The sequence below is a fragment of the Pseudomonas sp. R1-18 genome, assembly GCF_051132095.1.
Lineage (GTDB): Bacteria > Pseudomonadota > Gammaproteobacteria > Pseudomonadales > Pseudomonadaceae > Aquipseudomonas.
The window spans coordinates 2,338,678-2,360,457 of sequence record NZ_CP071658.1 but is presented as its reverse complement, the minus strand read 5'-3'; the positions used below and the strand labels follow the sequence as shown (position 1 = coordinate 2,360,457).

21 protein-coding genes are annotated in these 21,780 nt (G+C 63.0%); 4 read left to right on the top strand and 17 right to left on the bottom strand.

The features are described from left to right. Positions 1-37 precede the first annotated feature (37 nt). From J3P77_RS10975 to J3P77_RS10955, 5 genes are all read right to left on the bottom strand, one after another. Entirely contained in the window at positions 38-199 is a 162-nt protein-coding gene (locus tag J3P77_RS10975) for a hypothetical protein (protein ID WP_434681699.1), read from the bottom strand. A gap of 1,400 nt (positions 200-1,599) precedes the next feature. After that, on the bottom strand, positions 1,600-1,959 hold the full coding sequence (locus J3P77_RS10970; protein ID WP_434681959.1) for a DUF6482 family protein: 360 nt from the start codon (positions 1,957-1,959) through the stop codon (positions 1,600-1,602). A 31-nt stretch (positions 1,960-1,990) separates the two neighbouring features. Continuing rightward, positions 1,991-3,577, bottom strand: a complete 1,587-nt coding sequence (locus J3P77_RS10965) for a sensor domain-containing diguanylate cyclase (protein ID WP_434681697.1) — start codon at positions 3,575-3,577, stop codon at positions 1,991-1,993. Between the two features lie 73 nt (positions 3,578-3,650). Next, positions 3,651-3,893, bottom strand: coding sequence for a hypothetical protein (locus tag J3P77_RS10960; protein WP_434681957.1), 243 nt, complete (start codon positions 3,891-3,893; stop codon positions 3,651-3,653). 62 nt (positions 3,894-3,955) lie between these two features. Then, positions 3,956-4,525, bottom strand: coding sequence for a hypothetical protein (locus tag J3P77_RS10955; RefSeq protein ID WP_434681695.1), 570 nt, complete (start codon positions 4,523-4,525; stop codon positions 3,956-3,958). 191 nt (positions 4,526-4,716) lie between these two features. Between J3P77_RS10955 and ligD the strand changes: the two genes are divergently transcribed. Together ligD and J3P77_RS10945 are read left to right on the top strand one after the other, a co-directional pair. Further along, entirely contained in the window at positions 4,717-7,308 is a 2,592-nt protein-coding gene (ligD, locus tag J3P77_RS10950) for a DNA ligase D (protein ID WP_434681692.1), read from the top strand. A 22-nt stretch (positions 7,309-7,330) separates the two neighbouring features. Next, on the top strand, positions 7,331-7,555 hold the full coding sequence (locus tag J3P77_RS10945; protein ID WP_434681690.1) for a DUF2188 domain-containing protein: 225 nt from the start codon (positions 7,331-7,333) through the stop codon (positions 7,553-7,555). A 6-nt stretch (positions 7,556-7,561) separates the two neighbouring features. Here the strand turns inward: J3P77_RS10945 and J3P77_RS10940 are convergent, their stop codons facing one another. Next, complete coding sequence (locus J3P77_RS10940) at positions 7,562-8,437, bottom strand: LysR family transcriptional regulator (protein WP_434681688.1); 876 nt, start codon at positions 8,435-8,437, stop codon at positions 7,562-7,564. A 128-nt stretch (positions 8,438-8,565) separates the two neighbouring features. Here J3P77_RS10940 and J3P77_RS10935 point away from each other — a divergent pair, with 128 nt between their 5' ends. Continuing rightward, positions 8,566-9,783, top strand: coding sequence for a YbfB/YjiJ family MFS transporter (locus tag J3P77_RS10935; protein WP_434681686.1), 1,218 nt, complete (start codon positions 8,566-8,568; stop codon positions 9,781-9,783). A gap of 57 nt (positions 9,784-9,840) precedes the next feature. Beyond that, positions 9,841-10,839 (top strand): NAD(P)H-quinone oxidoreductase, encoded by a 999-nt coding sequence (locus tag J3P77_RS10930; protein ID WP_434681684.1) that lies wholly within the window; start codon positions 9,841-9,843, stop codon positions 10,837-10,839. Between the two features lie 543 nt (positions 10,840-11,382). Here J3P77_RS10930 and gspD read toward each other — a convergent pair. Genes gspD through J3P77_RS10875 form a run of 11 tightly spaced genes read right to left on the bottom strand, consistent with a single transcriptional unit; the run spans position 11,383 to position 21,392 of the window. Further along, positions 11,383-13,686, bottom strand: a complete 2,304-nt coding sequence (gene gspD, locus J3P77_RS10925) for a type II secretion system secretin GspD (RefSeq protein WP_434681683.1) — start codon at positions 13,684-13,686, stop codon at positions 11,383-11,385. Further along, complete coding sequence (locus J3P77_RS10920) at positions 13,683-14,246, bottom strand: hypothetical protein (protein WP_434681682.1); 564 nt, start codon at positions 14,244-14,246, stop codon at positions 13,683-13,685. Before J3P77_RS10920 ends, gspD begins: the two co-directional genes overlap by 4 nt. Next, positions 14,243-14,869 (bottom strand): type II secretion system protein GspM, encoded by a 627-nt coding sequence (gene gspM, locus J3P77_RS10915; protein WP_434681681.1) that lies wholly within the window; start codon positions 14,867-14,869, stop codon positions 14,243-14,245. Before gspM ends, J3P77_RS10920 begins: the two co-directional genes overlap by 4 nt. Next, positions 14,844-15,917 carry a type II secretion system protein GspL gene (locus J3P77_RS10910; RefSeq protein WP_434681680.1) on the bottom strand — a complete coding sequence of 358 codons (1,074 nt, stop codon included), beginning with the start codon at positions 15,915-15,917 and terminating at the stop codon, positions 14,844-14,846. The genes gspM and J3P77_RS10910 overlap by 26 nt, the downstream gene beginning before the upstream one ends. Next, positions 15,914-16,633, bottom strand: a complete 720-nt coding sequence (locus tag J3P77_RS10905; RefSeq protein WP_434681679.1) for a type II secretion system minor pseudopilin GspK — start codon at positions 16,631-16,633, stop codon at positions 15,914-15,916. Before J3P77_RS10905 ends, J3P77_RS10910 begins: the two co-directional genes overlap by 4 nt. Before the next feature lie 8 nt (positions 16,634-16,641). Further along, entirely contained in the window at positions 16,642-17,238 is a 597-nt protein-coding gene (locus J3P77_RS10900; RefSeq protein ID WP_434681677.1) for a prepilin-type N-terminal cleavage/methylation domain-containing protein, read from the bottom strand. Next, a complete protein-coding gene (locus J3P77_RS10895) occupies positions 17,235-17,612 on the bottom strand; it encodes a type IV pilus modification PilV family protein (RefSeq protein WP_434681675.1) in 378 nt (125 codons plus the stop codon). The genes J3P77_RS10900 and J3P77_RS10895 overlap by 4 nt, the downstream gene beginning before the upstream one ends. Further along, a complete protein-coding gene (locus tag J3P77_RS10890) occupies positions 17,609-18,088 on the bottom strand; it encodes a pilus assembly FimT family protein (RefSeq protein ID WP_434681956.1) in 480 nt (159 codons plus the stop codon). The genes J3P77_RS10895 and J3P77_RS10890 overlap by 4 nt, the downstream gene beginning before the upstream one ends. After that, on the bottom strand, positions 18,054-18,476 hold the full coding sequence (gspG, locus tag J3P77_RS10885; RefSeq protein ID WP_434681674.1) for a type II secretion system major pseudopilin GspG: 423 nt from the start codon (positions 18,474-18,476) through the stop codon (positions 18,054-18,056). Before gspG ends, J3P77_RS10890 begins: the two co-directional genes overlap by 35 nt. 11 nt (positions 18,477-18,487) lie before the next feature. Then, complete coding sequence (gene gspF, locus J3P77_RS10880) at positions 18,488-19,687, bottom strand: type II secretion system inner membrane protein GspF (protein WP_434681673.1); 1,200 nt, start codon at positions 19,685-19,687, stop codon at positions 18,488-18,490. 1 nt (position 19,688) lies between these two features. Then, positions 19,689-21,392, bottom strand: a complete 1,704-nt coding sequence (locus J3P77_RS10875; RefSeq protein ID WP_434681672.1) for a GspE/PulE family protein — start codon at positions 21,390-21,392, stop codon at positions 19,689-19,691. Between the last annotated feature and the right edge of the window lie 388 nt (positions 21,393-21,780).

The window sequence follows — 21,780 nt, the reverse complement described above, 5'->3', positions numbered from 1 at the left end:
GCATGCGAGCAGCCTGACGGCTGCCCGCATGACAACGTCAGTTCTGCGGACGTTGTTTGGTCGCGTCGAGCTCTGCTTTCTTGGCAGTGGAGATCTCGGTGATCTTGGCCGATTTCTCGATGGCCATATCGAAGGTGGCCGACATTTTATCGATTGCTGCGTCAGCGTTGCCGGAGCTTACGGGTGGAGTGGTGCTCATGTTGTTTCTCCTTGCTTCGAGGGGGAAAGTGCGCCTGCCAGTGGCAAGTCGGAACCAGTTGCAATACAGCCAGTCAACTTCGCTAGAGGACTATTGAGATTCCGATAACGACAGGCTTGCCGCGTTGCCGAACAGATAGTACGCAGCGGGAATTGTTTGATGCTGTGAAAAGTTGTGAAAAGGCATAAACGTGGCGAGCGGTAACTAACTTCGCATAGATGATGGCGTTTTGATGTTTATTATCGAAAAATAAACCCGGTGCGTAGTTGAACTTTTCCTTCATTGTAGTAACGGCGCGGCTTTCGCCTACGCCAGGCTGACTGCGCTATTTGCAAGTAACGGCTGGGTGTGTGAATTGTTGTGAAACGCCGTCTGCGGTAATTCAATTTACATATATGGATGTTAGTGTCTGGCGAACCAGAGACTGTATATACAGTACGGCTCCAGACACAGTTCAAAGTTAGGTTATTTTCCGGATCCTGTTTCACGAACCGGGCAGAACGCAAAACTTGCAGGCCGGACCCATTGTGCGAGCGCAGCTCGACGGATCGCCGGGGTCGCCGTAAAGGCGAAACCGGTAGTGGCAGCAACTTAGCATCAGGATATGCATGCTGATTGAGGCGCGTCATTACTGATTCGCGCGCCCGGCTTGAAATTGCTTTGCGTCTTTACGGCGCGTCACTTTGGTTTCGGCCAAAGTAACCAAAGCCACTGCTCCGGGTTGGGCCCCTGCGGGGTTCCCTCCTTCCGGCGCCGCTCCACCGGGCCGCGCCGATGGGCCGTCCCTGGCCCGGCGGCGCTGGCTCGGCGTCCTGCCTCGCTCCCCGGCTCCGCGACACCTCCACTCGGCCTGCACCAACGTCGCGATCGGCGGTGTCTGGCCTGCAGATGTGAAGGCTGACTTTGTGGGAGCGGACTTGTCCGCGAAGGCATCCTCATGAGCGGTACATCTGCTGCCTCCGCACTGGCCCTTTGCGGACAGGCGGAGAGCCACCCGACGGATCGCCCCCGGTCCGATCCCACAAGACCGCCCAGATCTCACAGGCGGCGCGGAACGCGACTTGTGCAGGCCGAGCGCAGGCGTTGCGCAGGGGGAAACGAGCCATGGATGGCGAGTTAGCGCCGTAGGGCCAGGGACGGCCCATCGGCGCGGCCCCCGGAGCGACGCCGGAGGGAGGGAACCCCGAAGGGGCCGGAACCAGGAGCAAATGGTTTTCCCCCCTTTTGCCAAAACAAAAGGGGGTCGCCGTAAAGGCGAAACCGGTGGCGGCCGTGATGCAGCATCCGGATCTGCCCACGGGCCTCAACCGCGTAATTACTGGCTTTCGCGGCCGGCTTGAGATCGCTTTGCGCCTTTACGGCGCGTCACTTTGGTTTCGGTGTATGGACCGGGCCGTCTCTTACAGACTGGACCGCAACGGCACTTCGTGCCGCGAAGCTTCTGGCTGGACGCTGTCCTGCCCGACCATCTCGTCATGAGCGACAGCCTGGACCAGGAACAGTCGGGCATCGGGTACGCCTGACAGCACCTTACGCGCCTCTTCCACCGATGCCAGGTGCAGCGGTTGGCCGTGGGAATCCTCGACAGGCAACGACTTCTGATCCAGCAGCGCGTGCAGCACGTACGAGCCGCCTTCCAGAGAAACCAGGTTCAGTTCATGAATTTCGCCCGCTTTGACATGACGGGCCAGAGTATCGATATTCAAAGTCTTACCTCCAAAGGCATTGTGGGAATTCTGGGCCTTGTAGAAGTGGATCATGACGCGCGGCGAACGTTCCGCGCTCATCACCTCAGTGGCTGGGCTCAGTCTCGGCAACCAGTGTCTCGGCCGAATACCACCTGTCCCGGCCCTTGTGCTTGGCCACGTAAAGCAATGCATCCGCCGTCTTGATCATCGACGCAGGCGTCACTACTTCCTGCGCGGGCATGCTCACCATCAGGCCCGCGCTGGCGGTCACCTTTCCACCAGGGTGATCCAGATGCTCGATGTCCAGTTCGCGAATTGCATCCAGCACTGACTGGATGATCCGGCCGGCAGCAGCAGCGTCGGTGTCGGGCAGCAGGATGGTGAATTCCTCGCCGCCGTAACGCACCGCGAGGTCAGCGGGACGCCTGACGGTCTGGGCGATGACCCGGCCGACCCGGCACAGGCAGTCGTCGCCGGCCGGATGTCCGTAACGGTCGTTGAAGCGTTTGAAGTAATCAATGTCGAGCATGGCCAGCGCCAGCGGGCTGCCCTGGCGTCTGGCACGGGCGATTTCGACGCTGAGCACCATGTCCAGACGTCGGCGATTACCCAGGCCGGTCAGGCTGTCGGTCAGCGCCATGTCGCGCACCGCCTGATGCGCGCGGCGAATTTCCTGCTCCATCAGCATGCGTTCGCCCAACTGACGCAACACCACGACGCCCAGCCCGCCCAGCCCTGCCAGCATCATCAACAGAATCACGCCGGTCTTGATCACATCGTTGCGCCACGCCTGAACGATGAATTCCCTCGACAACCCCGCCTCGACCACCAGCGGATAAGTGTCCAGCTCCCGATAGCCATACAGCCGGCGAGTACCGTCCACAACCGCCTGAACCTCCGCGACGCCGGCGCTGCCCGTCGGCAGGTACTTGGTGAAAATCACACTGTCCGACAGGCTCTGCCCGATAACGGTGGCGTCGAAAGGTCTGCGGGTCAGGATGGTGCCGTCTCTCAGGGCGAGGACCAGCGCGCCCATATGGTCGATCTTGAAGTCCCCGTAGTAATCCACGAAATAGCTGACCTTCACCGTGCCCAGCATTACACCGGCGAACGAACCGTCAGGGCGATTGAGCCGTCGTGAGACAGGAATGATGTAGTCGTCGGTGGAGCGGCTTTTGACCACCGCGCCGATGCGCACGTTGGTGTCCAGATGGGTACGGTGATAGATGAAGTAGTCCCGGTCGCGGTTGTTGGCATTGGCCGGTGTAACGTCCTTGTCGGTCACGATCCAGTTGCCGTTGGCATCGTAGACGAACAGGCCGTGAAGCTGCGGCAGGATGGCGGCCTGCTGTTGCAGCAGCGCGTGGATCCGCGGCACGTTGATGTTCTGCATGCCGTCGCCTTCAAGACGCTCGGCCAGCATGGCCGTGAGCGCATCCACCTGGCGGATGGCGTCTTCGGCATGTTGCGCAGTCGCACGCGCAAGGTTGACCACCGAATCGTGAGCGGTTTCGAATGCATGGCGATAGTCGCGCCAGATCCGCCAGCCTTCGACCAGCACGAAGGCGGTGACGACCAGCACCATGAACGCGACGGTCAGGCGAAACAGCGCGCGAGGCCGCTGCCCGCCCAGACCGAAGCTGTCATCCGGCGATTCGGTCGCCGTGTCCTGTTTCTTGCGTCGTAGCATAGGAAACCCGGTTTCAGGACCAAATACATTCCATACGGCAGGCGATAGCGATGTCGCCTCGGATGGGTCGGGCTCAGAGTTTACCGATTTCCCCTGTCGCCTCACCGATGGTTGCCAATGTTTCCTCTATCTCAAGCACGGCGTGATCGAGTTTGACGAACGACTGCTCGATGGATTCCCGGTCGTCCACGGTCTGATGACCACGCAGGCGGTCCAGCCGTTCGAGTTCGCTGCGTTCCAGCTGGTGGATTGCGCCGCGCAATTTTTCCAGCGTAGCCCATACCGTATCGAACTGTTCCTTGCTGCTGTGATTGATGTCGCCACGATTCATCTCGCCACCTCCGCAAATCTTGCCATTCAGTTGGCGGCATGCCGGTATCAGACAGCGCGGGCAGCCACCTTGCCGCGCAAATCCCAACCCATCTGACGTTCGATCGCGCGCCGATAAGGCGTATCGATCTGCGCGGGGACCCGCTCGATGTAGGCACGAGCGTGTTGCAGCGTCTCGCCGCTCAGACTGGTCAGATAGGCCAAGGCGTCCTGCTCTGTGGGTATGCGCCCTTCTATATCCATGTAGCGCGGCGGCAGCGCCGTCCAGATCACCGCGTCTATCTTGCGCGCCTGTGCCCAGCGGGTGAGAACGCCCTGCGGCGTGGGCGAAGCGCTGGCGGTCAGCAGCCTGCCGACGCCGTCCTGACGCTCAAACGGAATCTGCTCCCGCTCGTGAAGCGCGGCGCAGGCGTGATCCAGCGTGTCGACTGCCATCAAGGCCCAATACACCTGAACGCTCGGCGCATTCAGGCAGATCGCGGTCGCCAGCTCGCCGCCGTCGCCCACCCTTGAAAACTCGATCGGTACCTCGGGCCCGTCCGAATACCACTCGCCCGCCAACGGCAATGTGTCCGGCTTCCAGATCAACGAGCCCCAACCCAGGCATGCAATATTCACGTCCCTACCCCCCAAGCTCCGTTGAAATGTCAGGCTTGAGACAACACAGCGCCATCATGCGCTCGATTTTTTTTCGATGTCTGCCCAAGCCTGCGGGATGTCCCGCAATCTACTCCCCACAAACCTCCCCAAAAACAAGGAACTCGCCGCTTGCACGCGGCTCTGAACCTCAGGCAGACGAGGTTCAGGTGATGTCCGATCTACTTGACGAGTACAACAAAAAGCGGGATTTCAAGGCCACGCCCGAGCCGTCCGGCGTGGTTGGAAAAAGTACGAGTGGCAAAGGCGCGCGCAAGCGCTCGGGTACAGAGCACGCACTGCAGTTCTGCATTCAGAAACACGACGCCACGCGCCTGCATTACGATTTCCGCCTGGAAATCGAAGGCACTCTGAAAAGCTGGGCGGTACCCAAGGGCCCGAGTCTGGACCCCAAGGTCAAACGTCTGGCGATGCACGTCGAAGACCATCCACTGGACTACGCCTCGTTCGAAGGCCACATCCCCGAAGGCCATTACGGCGCCGGCGACGTGATTGTCTGGGACCGAGGCATCTGGCGGCCGATCGGCGACCCACTGGAGTCCTACAAGAAGGGCCGGATCAAGTTCGAGCTGGAGGGCGAAAAGCTGTCCGGCACGTGGAATCTGGTCAGAACTCATCAGGAAGGCAAGCAAAAGCCCTGGTTTCTCATCAAGCATCAGGATTCCACCGCACGTCCCGAAGCAGAATACGAGGTAACCCGCGAGCTGCCGGACAGTGTGCTCAGTGACCGCACCCTGCCGGCTAAAAAGCGCAGGGCCAAAGCAGCCGATCCACAACCCGCGGCCGACGTTGCGGCGCCTCGCAAGAGAAAGGCTTCAGGCACGATCAGCAACGCTGAACCGGCACCGCTGCCGGAGATGCTCAAGCCGGAACTCGCGACGCTGGTGGAAACCGCGCCGCCCGGCGACTGGCGCTACGAACTGAAGTTCGACGGCTACCGCATGATGGCCCGAATCGACAACGGCGAAGTCCGACTGTTTACCCGCAACGGCCATGACTGGACGGCCAAGCTGCCACGTCAGGCCGAAGCCCTGGCGAGTCTGGCGCTGGAGTCGGCGTGGCTGGATGGCGAGATGATCGTAACCGACCAGGACGGCGCACCGAGTTTCCAGCTGCTGCAGAACGCATTCGAGTCCGGCAAGAGCGGCTCCATCATCTTCTATCTGTTCGATATGCCGTATCTGAACGGCATGGACCTGCGCAACGTGGTGATCGAAGAACGCCGTGCCGCGCTGGCCAAGGTACTGGAACGCAGCGAAGACGAGATCCTGCGCTTCTCGGAAGATTTCGGCGAGGACGCCGGCGACCTGCTGACCAGCGCTTGCCAGATCAGGATGGAAGGCCTCATCGGCAAGCGTCAGGGCAGCCTCTACGTGTCGCGGCGCAGCGATGACTGGATCAAGCTCAAATGCAAACAGCGCCAGGAGTTCGTGATCGTCGGCTATACCGAGCCCAAGGGCGCGCGCACCTCGTTTGGCGCATTGTTGCTGGGTCTGCACGACGCCGACAGCGGTGAGTTGCGCTACGCGGGTAAAGTCGGCACCGGCTTCAACAGCGAGACCTTGCGCACCATCCACGCCCAGCTCAAGCCGCTGGAAACCGATGCGCCGGCGGTGAGCAATCCGCCCACCGGCTTCGAGGCCAAGGGTGTCCACTGGCTCAAGCCGCAGCTGCTGGCTGAGATCGCTTTCGCGCAGATCACCAACGAAGGTTCGGTGCGGCACGCGGTATTTCACGGCCTGCGCACCGACAAACCGGCTGATCACATCACGCAGGAAACACCCAAGGCGGCTGAAGACCTTCAGCCATCCGCCGCCCCGACCAAAACCGCCCGCAAAACTGCGCCGGCAGCGCCGAAGGCCGCAGAAAAAGCCGGTAGCGGCAAGGTGCGCATCACCCACGCAGACCGGGTGATCGACCCCGCCAGCGGCGCGACCAAGATGCAGCTGGCGGAGTTCTATGTCAGCGTCGCCGACTGGATTCTGCCGTCGTTACAGGATCGGCCCGTGGCACTGGTGCGCGCGCCGGAGGGCGTAGCCGGCGAGTTGTTTTTCCAGAAGAACGTCGAGCGCCTGGCGATCCCCGGCATCGAAACACTGGAGAACGGCTCGGTCATGCTGATCAACAATGCCGAGGCGCTGGTAGGCGCGGTGCAGATGAGCACGATCGAGTTCCACGCGTGGAATGCACAGGCGCCGGATCTGGAGCGGCCGGACCGGTTCGTGCTCGACCTGGACCCAGATCCCGCTCTGCCCTGGAAAAGCATGATCGAGGCCACCCAACTGACTTTGACCGTGCTGGACGAGCTGGGTCTGAAATCCTTCATCAAGACCAGCGGCGGCAAAGGCATTCATGTGGTGGTGCCGCTCACGCCCAAGGATGACTGGGACACGGTCAAAGGCTTCAGCCACGCCATCGTCAACTACATGGCACGCCTGATCCCGGACCGCTTTTCCGCGGTATCAGGGCCGAAAAACCGGATCGGGCGGATTTTCATCGACTACCTACGAAACGGACGCGGCGCGACGACCATCAATGCCTACGCCGCGCGTTCGCGGCCAGGGCTCCCGGTGTCGGTACCGATCTTCAAGGAGGAGATTCGCGAAATCAAAGGCGCCGACGCATGGAACATCCACAACCTGCGTCAACGGCTGGACCAGTTGGGTGAAGACCCCTGGGCAGATCTGCCGACCACTCGCCAGACCATCACGGCCGACATGCGTCGCCGGATCGACATGAAATAAAACCCACCATCAGGAGACACTCATGGACAACTACCACATCACCAAAAGCGACAACGGCTGGGAACTGAAGAAGGAAGGCGCCGCCCGCGCATCCAAAACCGCCACTACCAAAGCGGAAATCACCAAAGCGGCAGCCGAATTCCTCGATGGCAAGACGGCTTCCCTGAAAATCCACAAGGAGGACGGCACCATTCAGGAAGAGCGCACCTATCCGCGCAGTGCCGATCCGAGCAAATCCAAGGGCTGAGCTTTCTCAAGGCACTTCCTGCTCGGCGAAGACTTCCACGATTGCATCGATCACCGCCCGGACCCGGGCGGTGTGTCGCAGGTCTGCATGGGTCACCAGCCACACGTCGTAAGGAGTAGTCCGAGTGCGTTGCGGCCAGACCCGGACCAGACCGTCCTTCTCACCCAGGTACACCGGCAGCTCGCCCAGCCCGATGCCGGCGGCAATCGAGCGCCGCACCAGCAGGCCCGAGCCAAGTGTCGAGACAATCCGACCGCGGCTCAACGGCTCGGACACCAGCATGGCGTCCTTGCGTTGCAGATACGCCTGAAAGATCACCAGATCATGCCCCTCAAAGGCCGTCCCCGGCTCCGGCAGGCCATGGGTGTCGATGTATCCCTGAGAAGCGAACAACCCGACCTGCCAGCGAGCGATGCGTCTGGCGATCAGATCAGGATTGTCCGGCCGGATATTGCGCACCGCGATGTCCGCTTCGCGTTTGGACAGGCTGGCCATCTGCGTCGAGGCGTCCAGGTGGACCCGCACATCGGGATGCCTGCTATGCACGCGGGCCACGGCCGGAATCAGGAAGTCGACCGCGAGTGAATCCGTGGTGCTGATCCGCACCTCGCCGGTGAGACGATCATCCAGGCCCTGGATCTGGCGCTCCAGTTCAAGCGCCGAGTGCTCCATCTTTTCCACGGCCTTGAGTGCCGCTTCGCCCAGCGCCGTCAAGGCATAGCCCTCGGACGCGCGCAGGAACAAGGTCGCATTCAGGGATTTTTCCAGCGCGACAATGCGCCGCCCGACCGTAGCCTGATCGACACCCAGTACCCGCGCGGCGCCGCGCAAGGTCGACTCGCGACAGACCGCCAGAAACACGCGTGCATCATCCCAGTTCATACCGCTCGCCTCGCCCATATAGATGACTGATGCAAATTCGCATCAGTGTGCCGTGAAATCGCAGCATTATTGCATCGCGGGCAGCCGGTATGCTCTGGTCATTCGCATTCATACAGAGCATCCGCCCCATGATCTCCAACAATCCCGCTTTTGCACCGCCGCGCAATGCCATCTGGCTGCCCATCTTCGCCGGCCTGTGCGCCAGCCTGGTCAGCATCGGCCTGGCACGTTTTGCCTATACACCGCTGATTCCGGCACTGATCCAGGCACACTGGTTCAGCGCCGGTGATGTCGTTTACCTGAGCGCCGCCAATCTGGTCGGTTATCTGGTTGGTGCGCTGATCGGCCGGCCGCTGGCCCAGCGAATGAGCAACCAGCAGACGCTGCGCTTGATGATGGCCCTGGTGACGCTATCGTTTTTCGCCTGTGCCTACCCGGTATCACTGACCTGGTTCTTCGCCTGGCGTCTGCTGTCGGGAGTGGCCGGTGGCGCGATCATGGTTCTGGTAGCGGCGACCGTTCTGCCGCATGTGCCGGCGGCGCGCAAAGGGCTGGCCAGTGGCGCGATCTTCGTCGGTGTCGGCCTGGGCATCGCGGCATCCGGCACGCTGGTTCCGCCGCTGTTGAGCTTCGGCCTGCAGGACACCTGGTTGGGACTCGGCGCGCTGGCACTGGTGCTGACCGCGGCAAGCTGGTTCGGCTGGCCGGCCGATCTGCCGCATATGGCAGCTGCCGGACACCTGCAGGCGCCGACGCGCACTGATCCGGGCGTTTATCTATTGTTCGCGCAGTACGCGCTGATGGCGGCCGGGCTGGTACCGGTGATGGTGTTTCTGGTCGACTACGTTGCGCGTGGCTTGGGCGCCGGTGCGCACATGGGTGCGGTGGTCTGGATCATGTATGGTCTGGGGGCGATTGGCGGTCCGGTCACCTACGGCTTTCTTGCCGACAGGCTGGGCGCGCGCACCGGCATACGCGTAGTGCTGGTGATTCAGGCCGTGGCGCTGGGGCTGATCACCGTCTGGCACTCGGTAGCCGGGCTGATGCTGCTGGCGGTGATCTTCGGTTCGTTTCCGCCAGGCATCGTGCCGCTGGCACTGGCGCGGGTGCACGACCTGGTCGACGGGCATCACCGGCAACAGCTGACCTGGAGCCGCGCCACGGTTTCCTTCGCCAGCTTTCAGGCCATCGCCGGCTTCGCCTACTCCGCGCTGTTCAATGCCACCGGCGGGCATCATGGCGTATTGTTCGGGATCGCCTGCGCCTCGATCATCCTCGCCCTGCTGCTGGATCAGGCCATGCGCCTGCTGCGCAGACGCGAGCTGCCGCGTGCTGAATCGAACTGAATCATGGGCGGCGCTCGGCGTCACACCCTTATCGAATTACCATCACAGGAGTTGCGCATGACCTTGCCACACGAAATGACGCTGATCGAAATCACTGAACCTGGCGGGCCGGAAGTCCTGCAGCCGCGCCAGGTGCCGATGCCGACCGCAGGCGCCGGTGAGGTGCTGATCAAGGTTCATGCCGCGGGCGTCAATCGCCCGGACGTCATCCAGCGCAGCGGCAAATATCCGATGAAACCGGGCATGAGCCCGATACCTGGCCTTGAAGTCGCCGGAGAAGTCGTTGCCCTCGGCGACGGCGTGACGGAGTTCGCCGTCGGTGACAAGGTCTGCGCGCTGACCAATGGCGGCGGCTATGCGCAGTACTGCGTGGCACCGGCCGGGCAGACGCTGCCGATCCCCAAGGATCTGGACTGGACGCGTGCCGCAGCGATTCCGGAAACCTTTTTCACCGTCTGGGCCAACCTGTTCGGCATCGGCGCCGCCCGCAAAGGTGAGCGAGCGCTGATCCATGGCGGCACCAGCGGTATCGGCACCACCGCGCTGATGCTCTGCAAGGAGTTCGGCGTCCAGGCGTTCGCCACCGCCGGCAGCGACGACAAGTGCAAAGCGATCCGCGAGCTGGGCGGCGAAGCGATCAATTACAAGGCGCAGAATTTCGTCAGCGCGGTGAAGGAAAAGACGCAGGATCAGGGCGTCAATGTGATTCTCGACATCATGGGCGGTTCGTACCTGAGCGATAACATCAGTGCCCTGGCGATGGACGGGCGCCTGGTAATGCTCGGCTTCCTGGGCGGCGATCATGCCAAGGACGTCAACCTGCTTGCCATCATGTCAAAGCGCGCCAGCATCACCGGTTCATTGATGCGCTCGCGCACCGTCGAGGAAAAGGCCGCCATTGCTGCCCAGCTGCGTGAGCACGTCTGGCCTGCCCTGGATGCCGGACGCTGCCTGCCACTGATCGACAAGGTCTACCCGCTGGAACAAGCCGCCGACGCCCACGCCCGCATGCAGGCTGGCGATCATATCGGCAAGATCGTGTTGAGCGTGGTGTAAACCTGCTGGACTACTCCCGCAGACCACCGAACATGCATAAGCGGAGCAAGTCACGCTTTTGTGGGAGCGACCTTGGTCGCGAGAATGGTCTGGGCACCAAATGCGCCGGGGCAGTACCGCCCTCTTCGCCAGCAAGCTGCCTCCCACGCCCTCTGGCGCTATCCGCTCGGCAGGCACAACTCACGCTTTTGTGGGAGCGAGCTTGCTCGCGAGGACGTCGGCAAGCACGCCGCATGTAGTTCGCCCGTTCCGCCGCCCTCGCCAGCAAGCTGGCTCCCACGCCCTCTGGCGCTATCCACTCGGCAGGCGCAACTCACGCTTTTGTGGGAGCGACCTTGGTCGCGAGAATAGCCTGGACAACAAATGCACCGGGGCAGTACCGCCCTCTTCGCCAACAAGCTGGCTCCCACACAGGTCTCAAAACAATGAATGGATGCTACCAATCCGCGTCGCCGATCCCTGTGGGAGGGAGCTTGCTCGCGACGACGTCATCCGAGGCGATACATCTGCCCTGGGTGCACCTGTCTCGTCGCCAGCAACGCCTCATTTCCAAAGGTCGACCCGAGAGACTTCCGGTTTGAGCAGCTGCATTTGCTGGCGATAGTCGTCCGTCACCTGGCGTGCCTGGCTGGCGCTGGTCACTACCCGTGGGGTGATGAGCACGATGAGTTCGGTACGGTTCTTCGACTTGCTGGTATTACCGAATAGCCATTTCAAACCCGGGACCCGGCCCAGATACGGAACGGCGCTGACCGACTCGCTATTGTCCTGCTTGATCAGGCCACCGAGCAGCACGGTCTGGCCGCTCTGCACCGCGACCTGTGTCGACACCGAGCGCGTGGAAATGCGCGGGTTGCCGTTGGTGTCGGTGGTGGCGCTGGTGTCGGCGTCGCTGACCTGCTGCTGGATGTCCATGTACACCAGGCCGCCCGGATTGATGCGCGGCACGACGTCGAGGATCACGCCGGTCTGCACATACTCGACACTGCTCAGCGTGGTATCCGAAAGACTGGTGTTGACGGTGGTCTGGCTGATCGGGATGTTGTCGCCGACCTGGATCTGCGCCTGCTGATTGTTCATCACCACCAGCGACGGAGCCGACAGCACCTGCGTGCGGCCGTTGGTTTCCAGCGCGTGCAGCGCAACTTGCAGATTGCTGCTGACAAACGAGTAGAACAGCGAATCGGTTGCGCCGAGCCCCGCTCCGCCACCGCCCAACGCACCCTGGCTGCCGGCCGCGTTGGCCACCGTGGTGCTCGACGAGTTACCGGCCAGACGCCCGAGATACCACTGCACGCCAAGGTCCAGCTCGCCGGTAAGTTTGACTTCCAGAATGCGGGTTTCGATCTGCACTTGCAGGGGCAGGTTGTCGAGACGACGGATCGCCGATTCGATTTCCTTCCACTGCGCCGGGCGCGTACGCACCAGCAATTGGTTGCTGCTTTTCTGCGCAGTGATGCGCACGCTCTGGTCCAGGCCGCTGGCAGAGGATTGAGTGCCGTCGGCGCTCTCCTCGCTCATGCCCGATGCATCACTCTCCTGCTCGCTGTCTTCGTCCTCGCTGAGCGAAGCCTGGGCATTCCCGGCGCCGCTGCCGCCAGACAGTGAACCAACGCTGCCCAGCCCCTGGCTGGAACTACCACCCAGACCGGTCGAGCCGTTGCCGGCGGACGACAGCGTGGTGGTGCGCAACCCCGGTGCTACCTTGGCGGCGGCTTCTTCCTTGACCTGGCCGTTGCCGTAGATCTGCCGCAGATACCGCGCCAGATCGGTTGCCTTCATGTTGCGCACGTCGTAGACGTACATTTGCGGCTCATTGCCGCCGCCCTCATCGATGGTGCGAATCCAGTCGCCCACCTCGCGCAGGTACTCGGGCTGGGCGGAGATCGCGACGACGGAATTGGTTCGCTCGTTGGGCATGAACCTGACGATGCCCGCAAGCGGCAGGCCGCTGTCCGGACCGAAAAGTTTCTGCAACTGCGGCATCAGTTCCGCCACCGAGGCGCGCTGCAGGCCGAACACACCAATCGACATGCCTTTGAGCCAGTCCACATCGAAGGTGTCGATGGTGTCCTGATAGTTCGCCAGCTCGTCCGGCGTACCGGCGAGGCTCAGCACGTTGCGCGCCGGGTCGACCAGCAGAAAAGCGTTCTCGCGCACGAACGGCTTGAGCAGTTTCTGCATCTCGGTCGCCGAGATGTAGCGCAGCGGGTACAGGCGCGCGGACAGACCGCTGGATGGCTGGGACACCGGCATTTCCGGGACCAGTTTGCCGGCCACCGCCTGGTTGGCCGGCAGGATGACGTAGCGATTGCCCTGACGGATCATCGCGTTGTCGGTCCAGGACAACAGGGTTTCGAGAATCGATAACGCCTGCTGCTTGTTGACCGGTCTGGAGGTCGAGAAGCTGACGCTGCCTTTCACGCCCTGGGCGATGCTGTAGTTCTCCTTGAGCAGGTCGCCCATCACACTGTTAATCACCGCCTCAATGGGCTGGTCGGTAAAGTTGAAAACGATATCGCCCTCCTCGGCGTCCGCCCGAATAGGCGTCGCGCGCTGGGGCTGCACGAAGCGCTGGCTGCCGGTGATGATCTGACGCTGGGCAGGCAAGGCTGGCACCGATGCTGAAGCCGACGTTGCAGGAGGCAGATTCTCGACGGCGGGCTCGGGCGATTGCAGCGGGCGGCGTTGCGCGCCAGTGCCGTCGAGTGCCTCGTTGAGCAGTGCGGGATCGTTGTCCAGGTGCTGGCTGGGCAAGGTGCAACCGCTGACCGCCATGGCCGCGGCCAATCCGAACAGCGGCAGGCGCAGCGAAGAAACCCGGGTAATGCGAAGGTGATTTTTCATGGTGCCGAAAGAGATGGAAGTGTGGGAGAAGGCGACGGGGACGGCGGCGGCAAGCGCAGCACTGGCAGGCTCAATGTCTGAGATTGCCCCTGACGGATAAAGGTGGCGACGCGCGGGGTCAGCTGGCTCAAGGTCCAGCCGTTGTCCAGGGTGTCGCCGAGTCTGAGTTTCAGGGCGCGTTTGTCTTGTCGGTGCAGCAGCGCCCATCGGGACGCATCGGCGCCAGTGCCATCGAGCACCACGCCGCTGAGCGTCAGCCCTTCGAGCCGCGTCGCAGCGGGTCCGGGCGCCGCAGCATCCGGGGCTCGATCAGGGCTGAACAAGGGGCGCTGCCACGCGACCTGCAATCGGGCCTCGGTCAGCGACGGTGGTCTGGGCGCTGCCGGGCCGGTCGAATGCGTAGCGCTGTGCCCGGCATCACGCCCGGTTTCAGGCTCCGCAAGCCAGGTCAGGGATTGGCCACCGCCCGACGCGAGCCACGCGAGGCAGGCGACGAGCACCATGGCCAATGCCAGCAGCGCGACGGTCAAGGGCCTGAGCGAAAGACGACGATTGCTCATGTGCGCGGTTCCCGGGTTGTGCTTGTCTGGGTTGTGCTGCCTTGTAGATAGCCGCGCAGCAGCAGGCTGACCTGAAGACGCCCGGCTGGGCCGTGTAAGGGCGCATTGGTGGCGCGGCGCACGCTGATGTTGTCGACAAACAGATAAGGCTGGCCGTATTCGAAAGCGTGCAGCACCCGTGCGAGCGGTTCGGTGCCGCATTCCAGCGTCAGGCTGACCTTGACTTGGCGCCACGATTCGCCGGGTACCGGCTCGGGAACGATCGGCATGCGCTGCGTCACCTCGCAGCCGGCGCCGCTGCGTGACTGGGCCTTGACCACCTCGACCGCATGTTGCATCAGGTCGGCGGCCACCGCGCTGGGGTCGTCGCCCTTGAACAGGCTGCTGCGACTGACCGGGTCCTGTCGAGCGCGTTGCAGCTCGGCTTGCAGGCCGGGGATCTGCGCCAGCAGGCCGGCATAATGTTGCTGCTGCTCGCGCAGGCTCTGAGCTTCGTCGTTCAGCGCCAGCAGCGGGCCGACAAACCAGCTGTCGATCAACACATACCAGATCGCCCAGAGCAACAGCGCCAGCACGATCAGCGCGGACAGGCGTCGCTCACGACGGGTCAGTGGTCGGCGCATGGTCGGCAGTCTCCTTGAGTCGGGCACGTAGCGAGAAACGGTCTTTGCCGGTTTGCGCATCGGGTTGAATGACACCTTGAAACTGCGGGCTGTCCAGCGACAGGCAGCCCTTCATCTGGCCGATCAGCGCGCTGGCCTGCTTGCTCTGACCCGAGAACGACAGGTCGCCGCCCGCCGAGCCCTGGCTGCTACCGACTTCCAGTTGCTCGATCCAGCTGTCTTGACCCACACAGGTGCTCAGTTCGGTGAGCAGCAAGCTGATGGTGGGGCGCGCAGCCTTGAGTCGGGTCAGATAACCCGCAGCGCCCTGGGTATTGGTGAGTTCGTGGCGCAGCGCGTGCAACTGCTGCAGCTGCTCGCGTTGCGCGGCGACTTCGCTGCGCATGGCTTGCACCGCAGTCTCACGCGCATGGAGGAACGACAGCATGGTGGCCACCAACAGCGCCATGCAGGCCCAGATCAGGCAACGGTCGAGCCGCGAGTTGCGCCCACGGCCGGGACGCAGCGCCTCGGGCAGCAGATTCACACCCAGCGGTTGCCCGTCATTGTCGAGCGCGTCGACGCCGGCCAGTGCCAGCCCGCGGTCGGCGCAGGTCTGGAGTATCGCGTCGAGGCGCGTCCTGGTGATGCTGACCAGCAGCACCTTCGCGCGTCCGGCGAGTACCTGTTCAATGCGCGCGGCAAAGTAAACCTCGTCGCGCGCGAACGGCGTGTATCGGTCGATTTCATAGCCGAGCATGCCGCGCAGATCGCGGGTTGCTGCCTGCGGCAGATTCAGGCGCTGGGCCAGAACCTCGCGAGCATCGAGCACCAGTATCCGTGGCAGCTGCAGGTCAGTCGGCTGGGGCAGCGCCTCCGGCAATGGCCAGCTCAGAGGTGCCACTTGCCGAGCGGCCAGCCGCGCGCGAATGCCGGGCGGCAGCATCTCTTGAAGTTCGGCAAGCCAGGCCTGACACCAGCGCTGCATGACACTGCCTTGCCAGCGGCGCAACAACCGCAGCTCAAGCGCGCGTACCGATGCGAGATGCGCGGATAAATAGTCGTTCATTCTTGCCAGCGCAGGACGCGATACGGCCTGGCGCCCTCCTTGGGTGGGTTCAACATCAGGGTCACGCGTACGGTGCTGCGGTGCCCGCTCGGCAATAGGGCGCGGCTGGTTATGGAGAATGTCTGGTCGCCTTGCGTGGCCAGGCCGCGCGCCCTGGGCAGGTTCAACGCGCGGGTCAGCAGCGGCGTGGCCAGTTCGGGGATCGGTCGGGTTTCGCCGGACCAGACGGTCATGTGGGGCATCGCGCACTGGTAAAGCTGCTGGCTCATGCCGGGCAGCTCACCCAGTTCTTCGAGCATGCGTACCGGCGTGGTCCGGGCCCGGCGACGGTCCAGCTCGCGGGCCAGACTGCGCGCCGGATCGGGCGCGGCCCCACAAGCCTGCAACAGCCGGACAAAGTCGTCGGACAGCGCACTGTTGAGATCGAGTTTGCCGCGCTCGCTGCGCACCCGGATGCGCAGTTCGGCGTCGTCGAAACGCTGAAGCTGCACCCGCCCATCGGCCTGCCAGCGGGCGCGAGGATCCCGGCGGCTCAAGGCCTCGACCGCCAGCGCAACGCCCGCCTCGGCCACCATCAGCCCGCGCGTCTGCTGGCTCTGCCACAAGGCCTGCCGATTCTGCAAAGTCACCAGGCTGGCGACTCCAGCGAGCAAGGTGCCCAAAAGCGCCAGGACCCAAAGCACCACCAGCAGCGCCGCGCCGTCTTGCCGACTCATGACACGACTCATGGTGCCGCCGCATCGCTGGACAGGTCCAGGCGGATATCGACCTGTTGCAGGACCCACTCGGCTTCGCCGTCGAGCGACGCATTGAGGCGCACTGCATGGGGCAAGCGCGACGGCCACGGCCATTCAGGCAGCCAGCCGGTCGGTTTGCCGTGCGCGTCAGTGCCGCGATAACCGAGCTGCAATGATTTGACCTGGTGCAGCAGCACCTGGGGATCGCCGAACGACTGCTCGCCCTCGGTACTTAAGCGGGCGAAATCCACTTGCAAGTGATGGTCGACCAGCGCAATTCGCTGTTGATGCAGGCCCCCGCCCAGCGATACAGGCAGCGGGCCGAAAAAGATCATGCTGCCCGGGCGGCCGATGAACACCGTCGACTGATCGTGCTGACCCGGCAACGGCAATGCCTGACTGATCGCCGCGCGCAGAAAGTTCTGTGAAGCGCGGACTTCATCCAGCCCGGTGCTGAAGCGCTGGGCTTTGGCAACGGCCCGGTTCGCGCCGAGAATTGCGCCCGCGACCAGACTCAGCAGCACGCCCAGCAGGGTCAGCACCATGAGGATTTCCAGCAGGGTAAAACCGGCCTGGCGCTTCATGGCGACACCCCACGCCCACGGGCGCGCAGGGTGCTGAACCGCACTGTACGCGGGCCTTCACGGACCGTGAGAGTCAGGCGCAACAGCCTGACCGCGCCAGGCGGCACCGGCTGATCCTGCACATCGAGCGTCCAAGGCAGCCCGTCCCAGCTGCCGATCGTCGAACCAGGCTGCAAGGCGCCGTCGCCCAGTTCCTCCATCAATGAACGGGCCGCGAGATTCAGCCGGTCGCTGTGCCGGGCCTGCTGCAACGCGCGAGCGCTCTGCCCGAACGCGCCGAGCAGCACGGTGACGCACAGCGCAAGCACGGTCAGCGCGGCAAGCATTTCCAGCAGGCTGAAACCGCTCTGGCGGCCGAGGGTGGCGGACGTCATTTCAGAGCATGCATCTGGACGACGCCGGTCAGCCAGGCGACGTCGATGCGCCAGCGCGATTGCCCGCGACCGAGCAGAATGTGCCCGCCGCTCGCCCCGCCATCGGGGTAGAACTCAAAGGCAGCGCCCAGCCGTTCGGCCGTATGCAGTTCAAGGCGCAGGTTGGCCGGCCAGTTCACGGGCTTTTTTCCCGGTGCCCGGACGCTGCGCCGGTCGAGGTCAAAGACCGTTCTGGCCGGCTGGCCACTGACGATGGCCTGCACTCGCGCCGCGCGCAGTGAATCGACGATCTGGCCCAGAGCGCGCCGTTCCGCAGCCGCCTGTATGCCACGGTTCACGGCGACCCCGACAATGCCCGCAGCCACGCCGATCAGGACGATGACCACCAGCAATTCGAACAGGGTGAAGCCGCGATCGCGGGCTGAACGGCGACGCACGCGCTTACTCCCAGTTGCCCAGGTCGGCGCTGTAACCATCACCGCCCGGCTGGCCATCCTGACCATAGAAAATCAGATCGAAGGTGCCGTGCTGGCCAGGAAAGCGATAACCGAACGCATGGCCGAACGGGTCTTTCAGGTCCGAGGGTTTGGCGTAGGGGCCGGTCCAGCCGGACACGTTGCCGGGTTTTTCGGCCAGCTGTTGCAGGCTTTTGGGTGGCGACCCCACGTCCAGCGCGTAGCTTTCGATCTTCATGCCCAGACTCGCCAATTGTGCCTTGCCGGCGCCGTATTTGCCCTTGTCGACGTTGCCGCCGACCTGACGCACCACGATGGTAGCCACGATGCCCAGCAGTACGATCACCGCGAGCATTTCCAGAAGCGTGAAGCCGTGCTGCGCGCGGCGCGCGGTGTTGAATCGAGGCATGGGTGACATCCTTAAATGTTGCTGGTTAGGCTCATCAGCGGAAGCATGATGGCGAGCATGATGACCGCGACCATGGCGGCCATCACGACGGTGAGAATCGGGACCAGCGCGGCAAGCATGCGGTCGATGCCGCGCTTGACCTCGACGTCGAATACATCCGCGACCTTGAGCAGCATCAGGCCGAGCTGACCGGACTGTTCGCCGACCTCGATCATCTGCAGCGCGAGGTCCGGCAACAGTGGGTCGTCGCCAAAGGCCTCGGCCAGCGTGCCGCCGCCCTTGACGCGTTCGGTGGCCTGCTCGACTTGCAGGCGAATCGCATGATTGCCGCTGACATGCCGCACGATCAGCAATGCCTGCAGCAGCGCAACGCCGTTGCCAAGCAGCGTGCCTAGGGTTCGCGCCAGACGCGCGGCTTCCAGACGCTGCAGCAATGGCCCGATGACGCGCATGCCCAGCAAGCGCCGATCATGGCGCTGACGCCGTTGCGGGTCGCGGCGGGCGATGGCGATCAACCAGGCAAAGCCGATCAATCCGGCCAACAGGGCCAGACCGTAGGCGCTCATGAACTCGCCAAGCGCCAGGATGACCTCGGTGATCCACGGCACCGGCACGCCGAGATCGCGAAATATCGGCACGAACTGCGGCACCACGTAGGCCAGCAACAGACCCAGCGAACCGAGCACGCCTGCGATCAGAAATGCCGGGTAGATCAGCGCGTTGATGACTTCGCCGCGCAACTTCTGGCTGCGCTCCAGGTATTCGGAAAGCTGGCGCAGGGTTTCGTCCAGCGCGCCACCGGCTTCACCGGCCCGCACCAGGCTGACGTACAGCGTGGAGAACTGCCCGCCCTGCTCTTCCAGCACCTGCGAAAGCGGCTTGCCGGCCTTGACCTGATCGCGGATGCGTTCGATCAGCGCATGGCGTGGCTTGTCGCCCGACTGCCTGAGCAGGATGCCGAGCGCCCGTTCCAGCGGCTGGCCGGCGCCCAGCAGGGTTGCCAATTGCTGGGTAAAACTGACCAGATCCGCGCCGCCGAGCAACGCCTTGCCCCGACCTCGAAGGCCGCTTTGTGTGCTGGCGCTCAAGCGCAGCACCACCAGGCCGCGACGTTGCAACTGGAGGGCTGCGGCCTGTTCGTGGGCGGCCTCGACCTGACCTTGATGGGAGCTGCCCTGGGCGTCCACGGCGCGGTATCTGAACTCGGCCATGTCAGTCGCCGCGCGTCACGCGCAGCACCTCTTCGAGCGAAGTAATGCCGGCCAGCGCCTGACGCAGGCCGTCTTCGTACAAGGTCACCAGGCCACAGCGGCGAGCCGCCTGCTCAAGCGTCGCAGCATCGGCCTGGCGCATCAGCAGGCTGCGCAGTTCCTCGTTCATCACCAGCAGTTCGGTGATCGCACTGCGGCCGTGGTAGCCGCCGCCGTCGCTGCTCTGGTCAGCGCGGTACAGGCGAATCGGGCGTTGGTCGGTGAAGCGGTCCAGGGCGTGCAGCCGTATCAGTTCGTCCGGCGCGTCGAATGCGATGCGCGTCGCGGGGTCCAGCCGGCGCACCAGGCGTTGCGCCAGAATGCCCTTCACCGTCGAGGCGATCAGGTAGCTTTCCACACCCATGTCCAGCAAGCGGGTGATGCTCGCCGCCGCGCTGTTGGTGTGCAGTGTCGACAGCACCAAGTGGCCGGTGAGCGACGACTGAATGGCGATGCGGCAGGTTTCCAGGTCGCGCATTTCACCGATCATGATCACGTCCGGGTCCTGACGCACGATCGAGCGCAGCGCGGTCGGAAAGTCCAGACCGATCGCGGGTTTGACCTGGATCTGGTTGATGCCTTGCAGTTGATATTCAACCGGGTCTTCGACGGTGATGATCTTGCGCGCCTCGGTGTTGAGCCGCGACAGGGCCGTGTACAGCGTGGTGGTCTTGCCCGAGCCTGTCGGTCCGGTCACCAGCAGGATGCCGTGAGGCGTTTCCAGCAGGTCGAGAAAGGTCTGCAGCCGGGCGCCGTCGATACCCAAAGCCGGAAAATCGAAGCTGACGGTCTGGCGATCCAACAGGCGCATCACCACCGACTCACCGAAACTGGTCGGCACGGTCGAGACACGCAAGTCCAGTTCCCGTCCCTGAATGCGCAGCATGATCCGGCCGTCCTGAGGCAGTCGACGTTCGGCGATATCCAGCCGGGCCATGATCTTGAGTCGCGAGATGACTGCGGCAGCGTAACCGGCTGGCGGCGCTTCGCCGTGTTCGAGCACGCCGTCGATTCGATAGCGAACATTGAGCTGGTTTTCGAAAGGCTCGACGTGGATATCCGAGGCCCGATATTCCACGGCCTTTTGCAGGATCAGGTTGACCAGGCGTATGACCGGTGCTTCGGAGGCCAGGTCCTTGAGGTGCTCGATGTCGTCCTCCGAACCGCCATCGTCATCGAGCGACTCGATCAGAGCGCCCATCTCGCTGCGGCCCTGACCGTACCGTCGTTCGATCAACGCATTGACTTCGCCCGAGGTCGCAACCACCAGCGTCAGCGGTTTCTGGCAGAAGTACGCCACTGCATCGAGTGCCGCGCGAGTGACCGGCGAGCTGACCGCGATGGTGATCGACGTATCGTCCGAGGCCACGCCAATCACACCGTAGTGACGGACAAAGCGTTCGCTGCCGACCGGGACCGGCTCATTGACCTGTTCGGGATCCAGCCGTGGCACATCGAGTAGCGAACACCATGCATCGGCGACCTCTTCATCCCGGACCGCGCCCAGACGCAGCAACATGCTCACCAGGTCGTCATCGTTGGCGCTTTCAGCCAGGCACAGCTTGCGGGCACGGCTGATATCCGACGATTTCAGCCCCGCAACTTCCACCAGTCGCTCACACAGCGAAGTGTTCGACGGTATATCCACGCCCGCATATAACGACATACATAGTGACTTCAGTGAAGTTATTGCCGGAAGGCCCGATGAAAAAACAGCTGCATAACGCCGTAGCGCACCCGACAACAAAAAGCCCTCGATATCAAATATCGAGAGCACTGCCCATGCTTGCAAATGCAACTTTACGGAAAGAAATGCCCAACTAACCTGCAACTTACGCAGGGCGGAATCGGGCAGGTGGCAAGCTTAACAGAACCTAAAACCTAATTGCAACTAGGTTTACACGGAGCTACGACATTGCTTTTTTGCCCGATATTGAGGTGGATTATTGTTTCTAAAAGCACTTTTTTGGTGTCTTATTTCCTGGTTTGGCGATATGCGGCGATCCACCCGTTCGAGGCTCCCGATCCGCACCCGATTTTTTGGCAAATCTCTA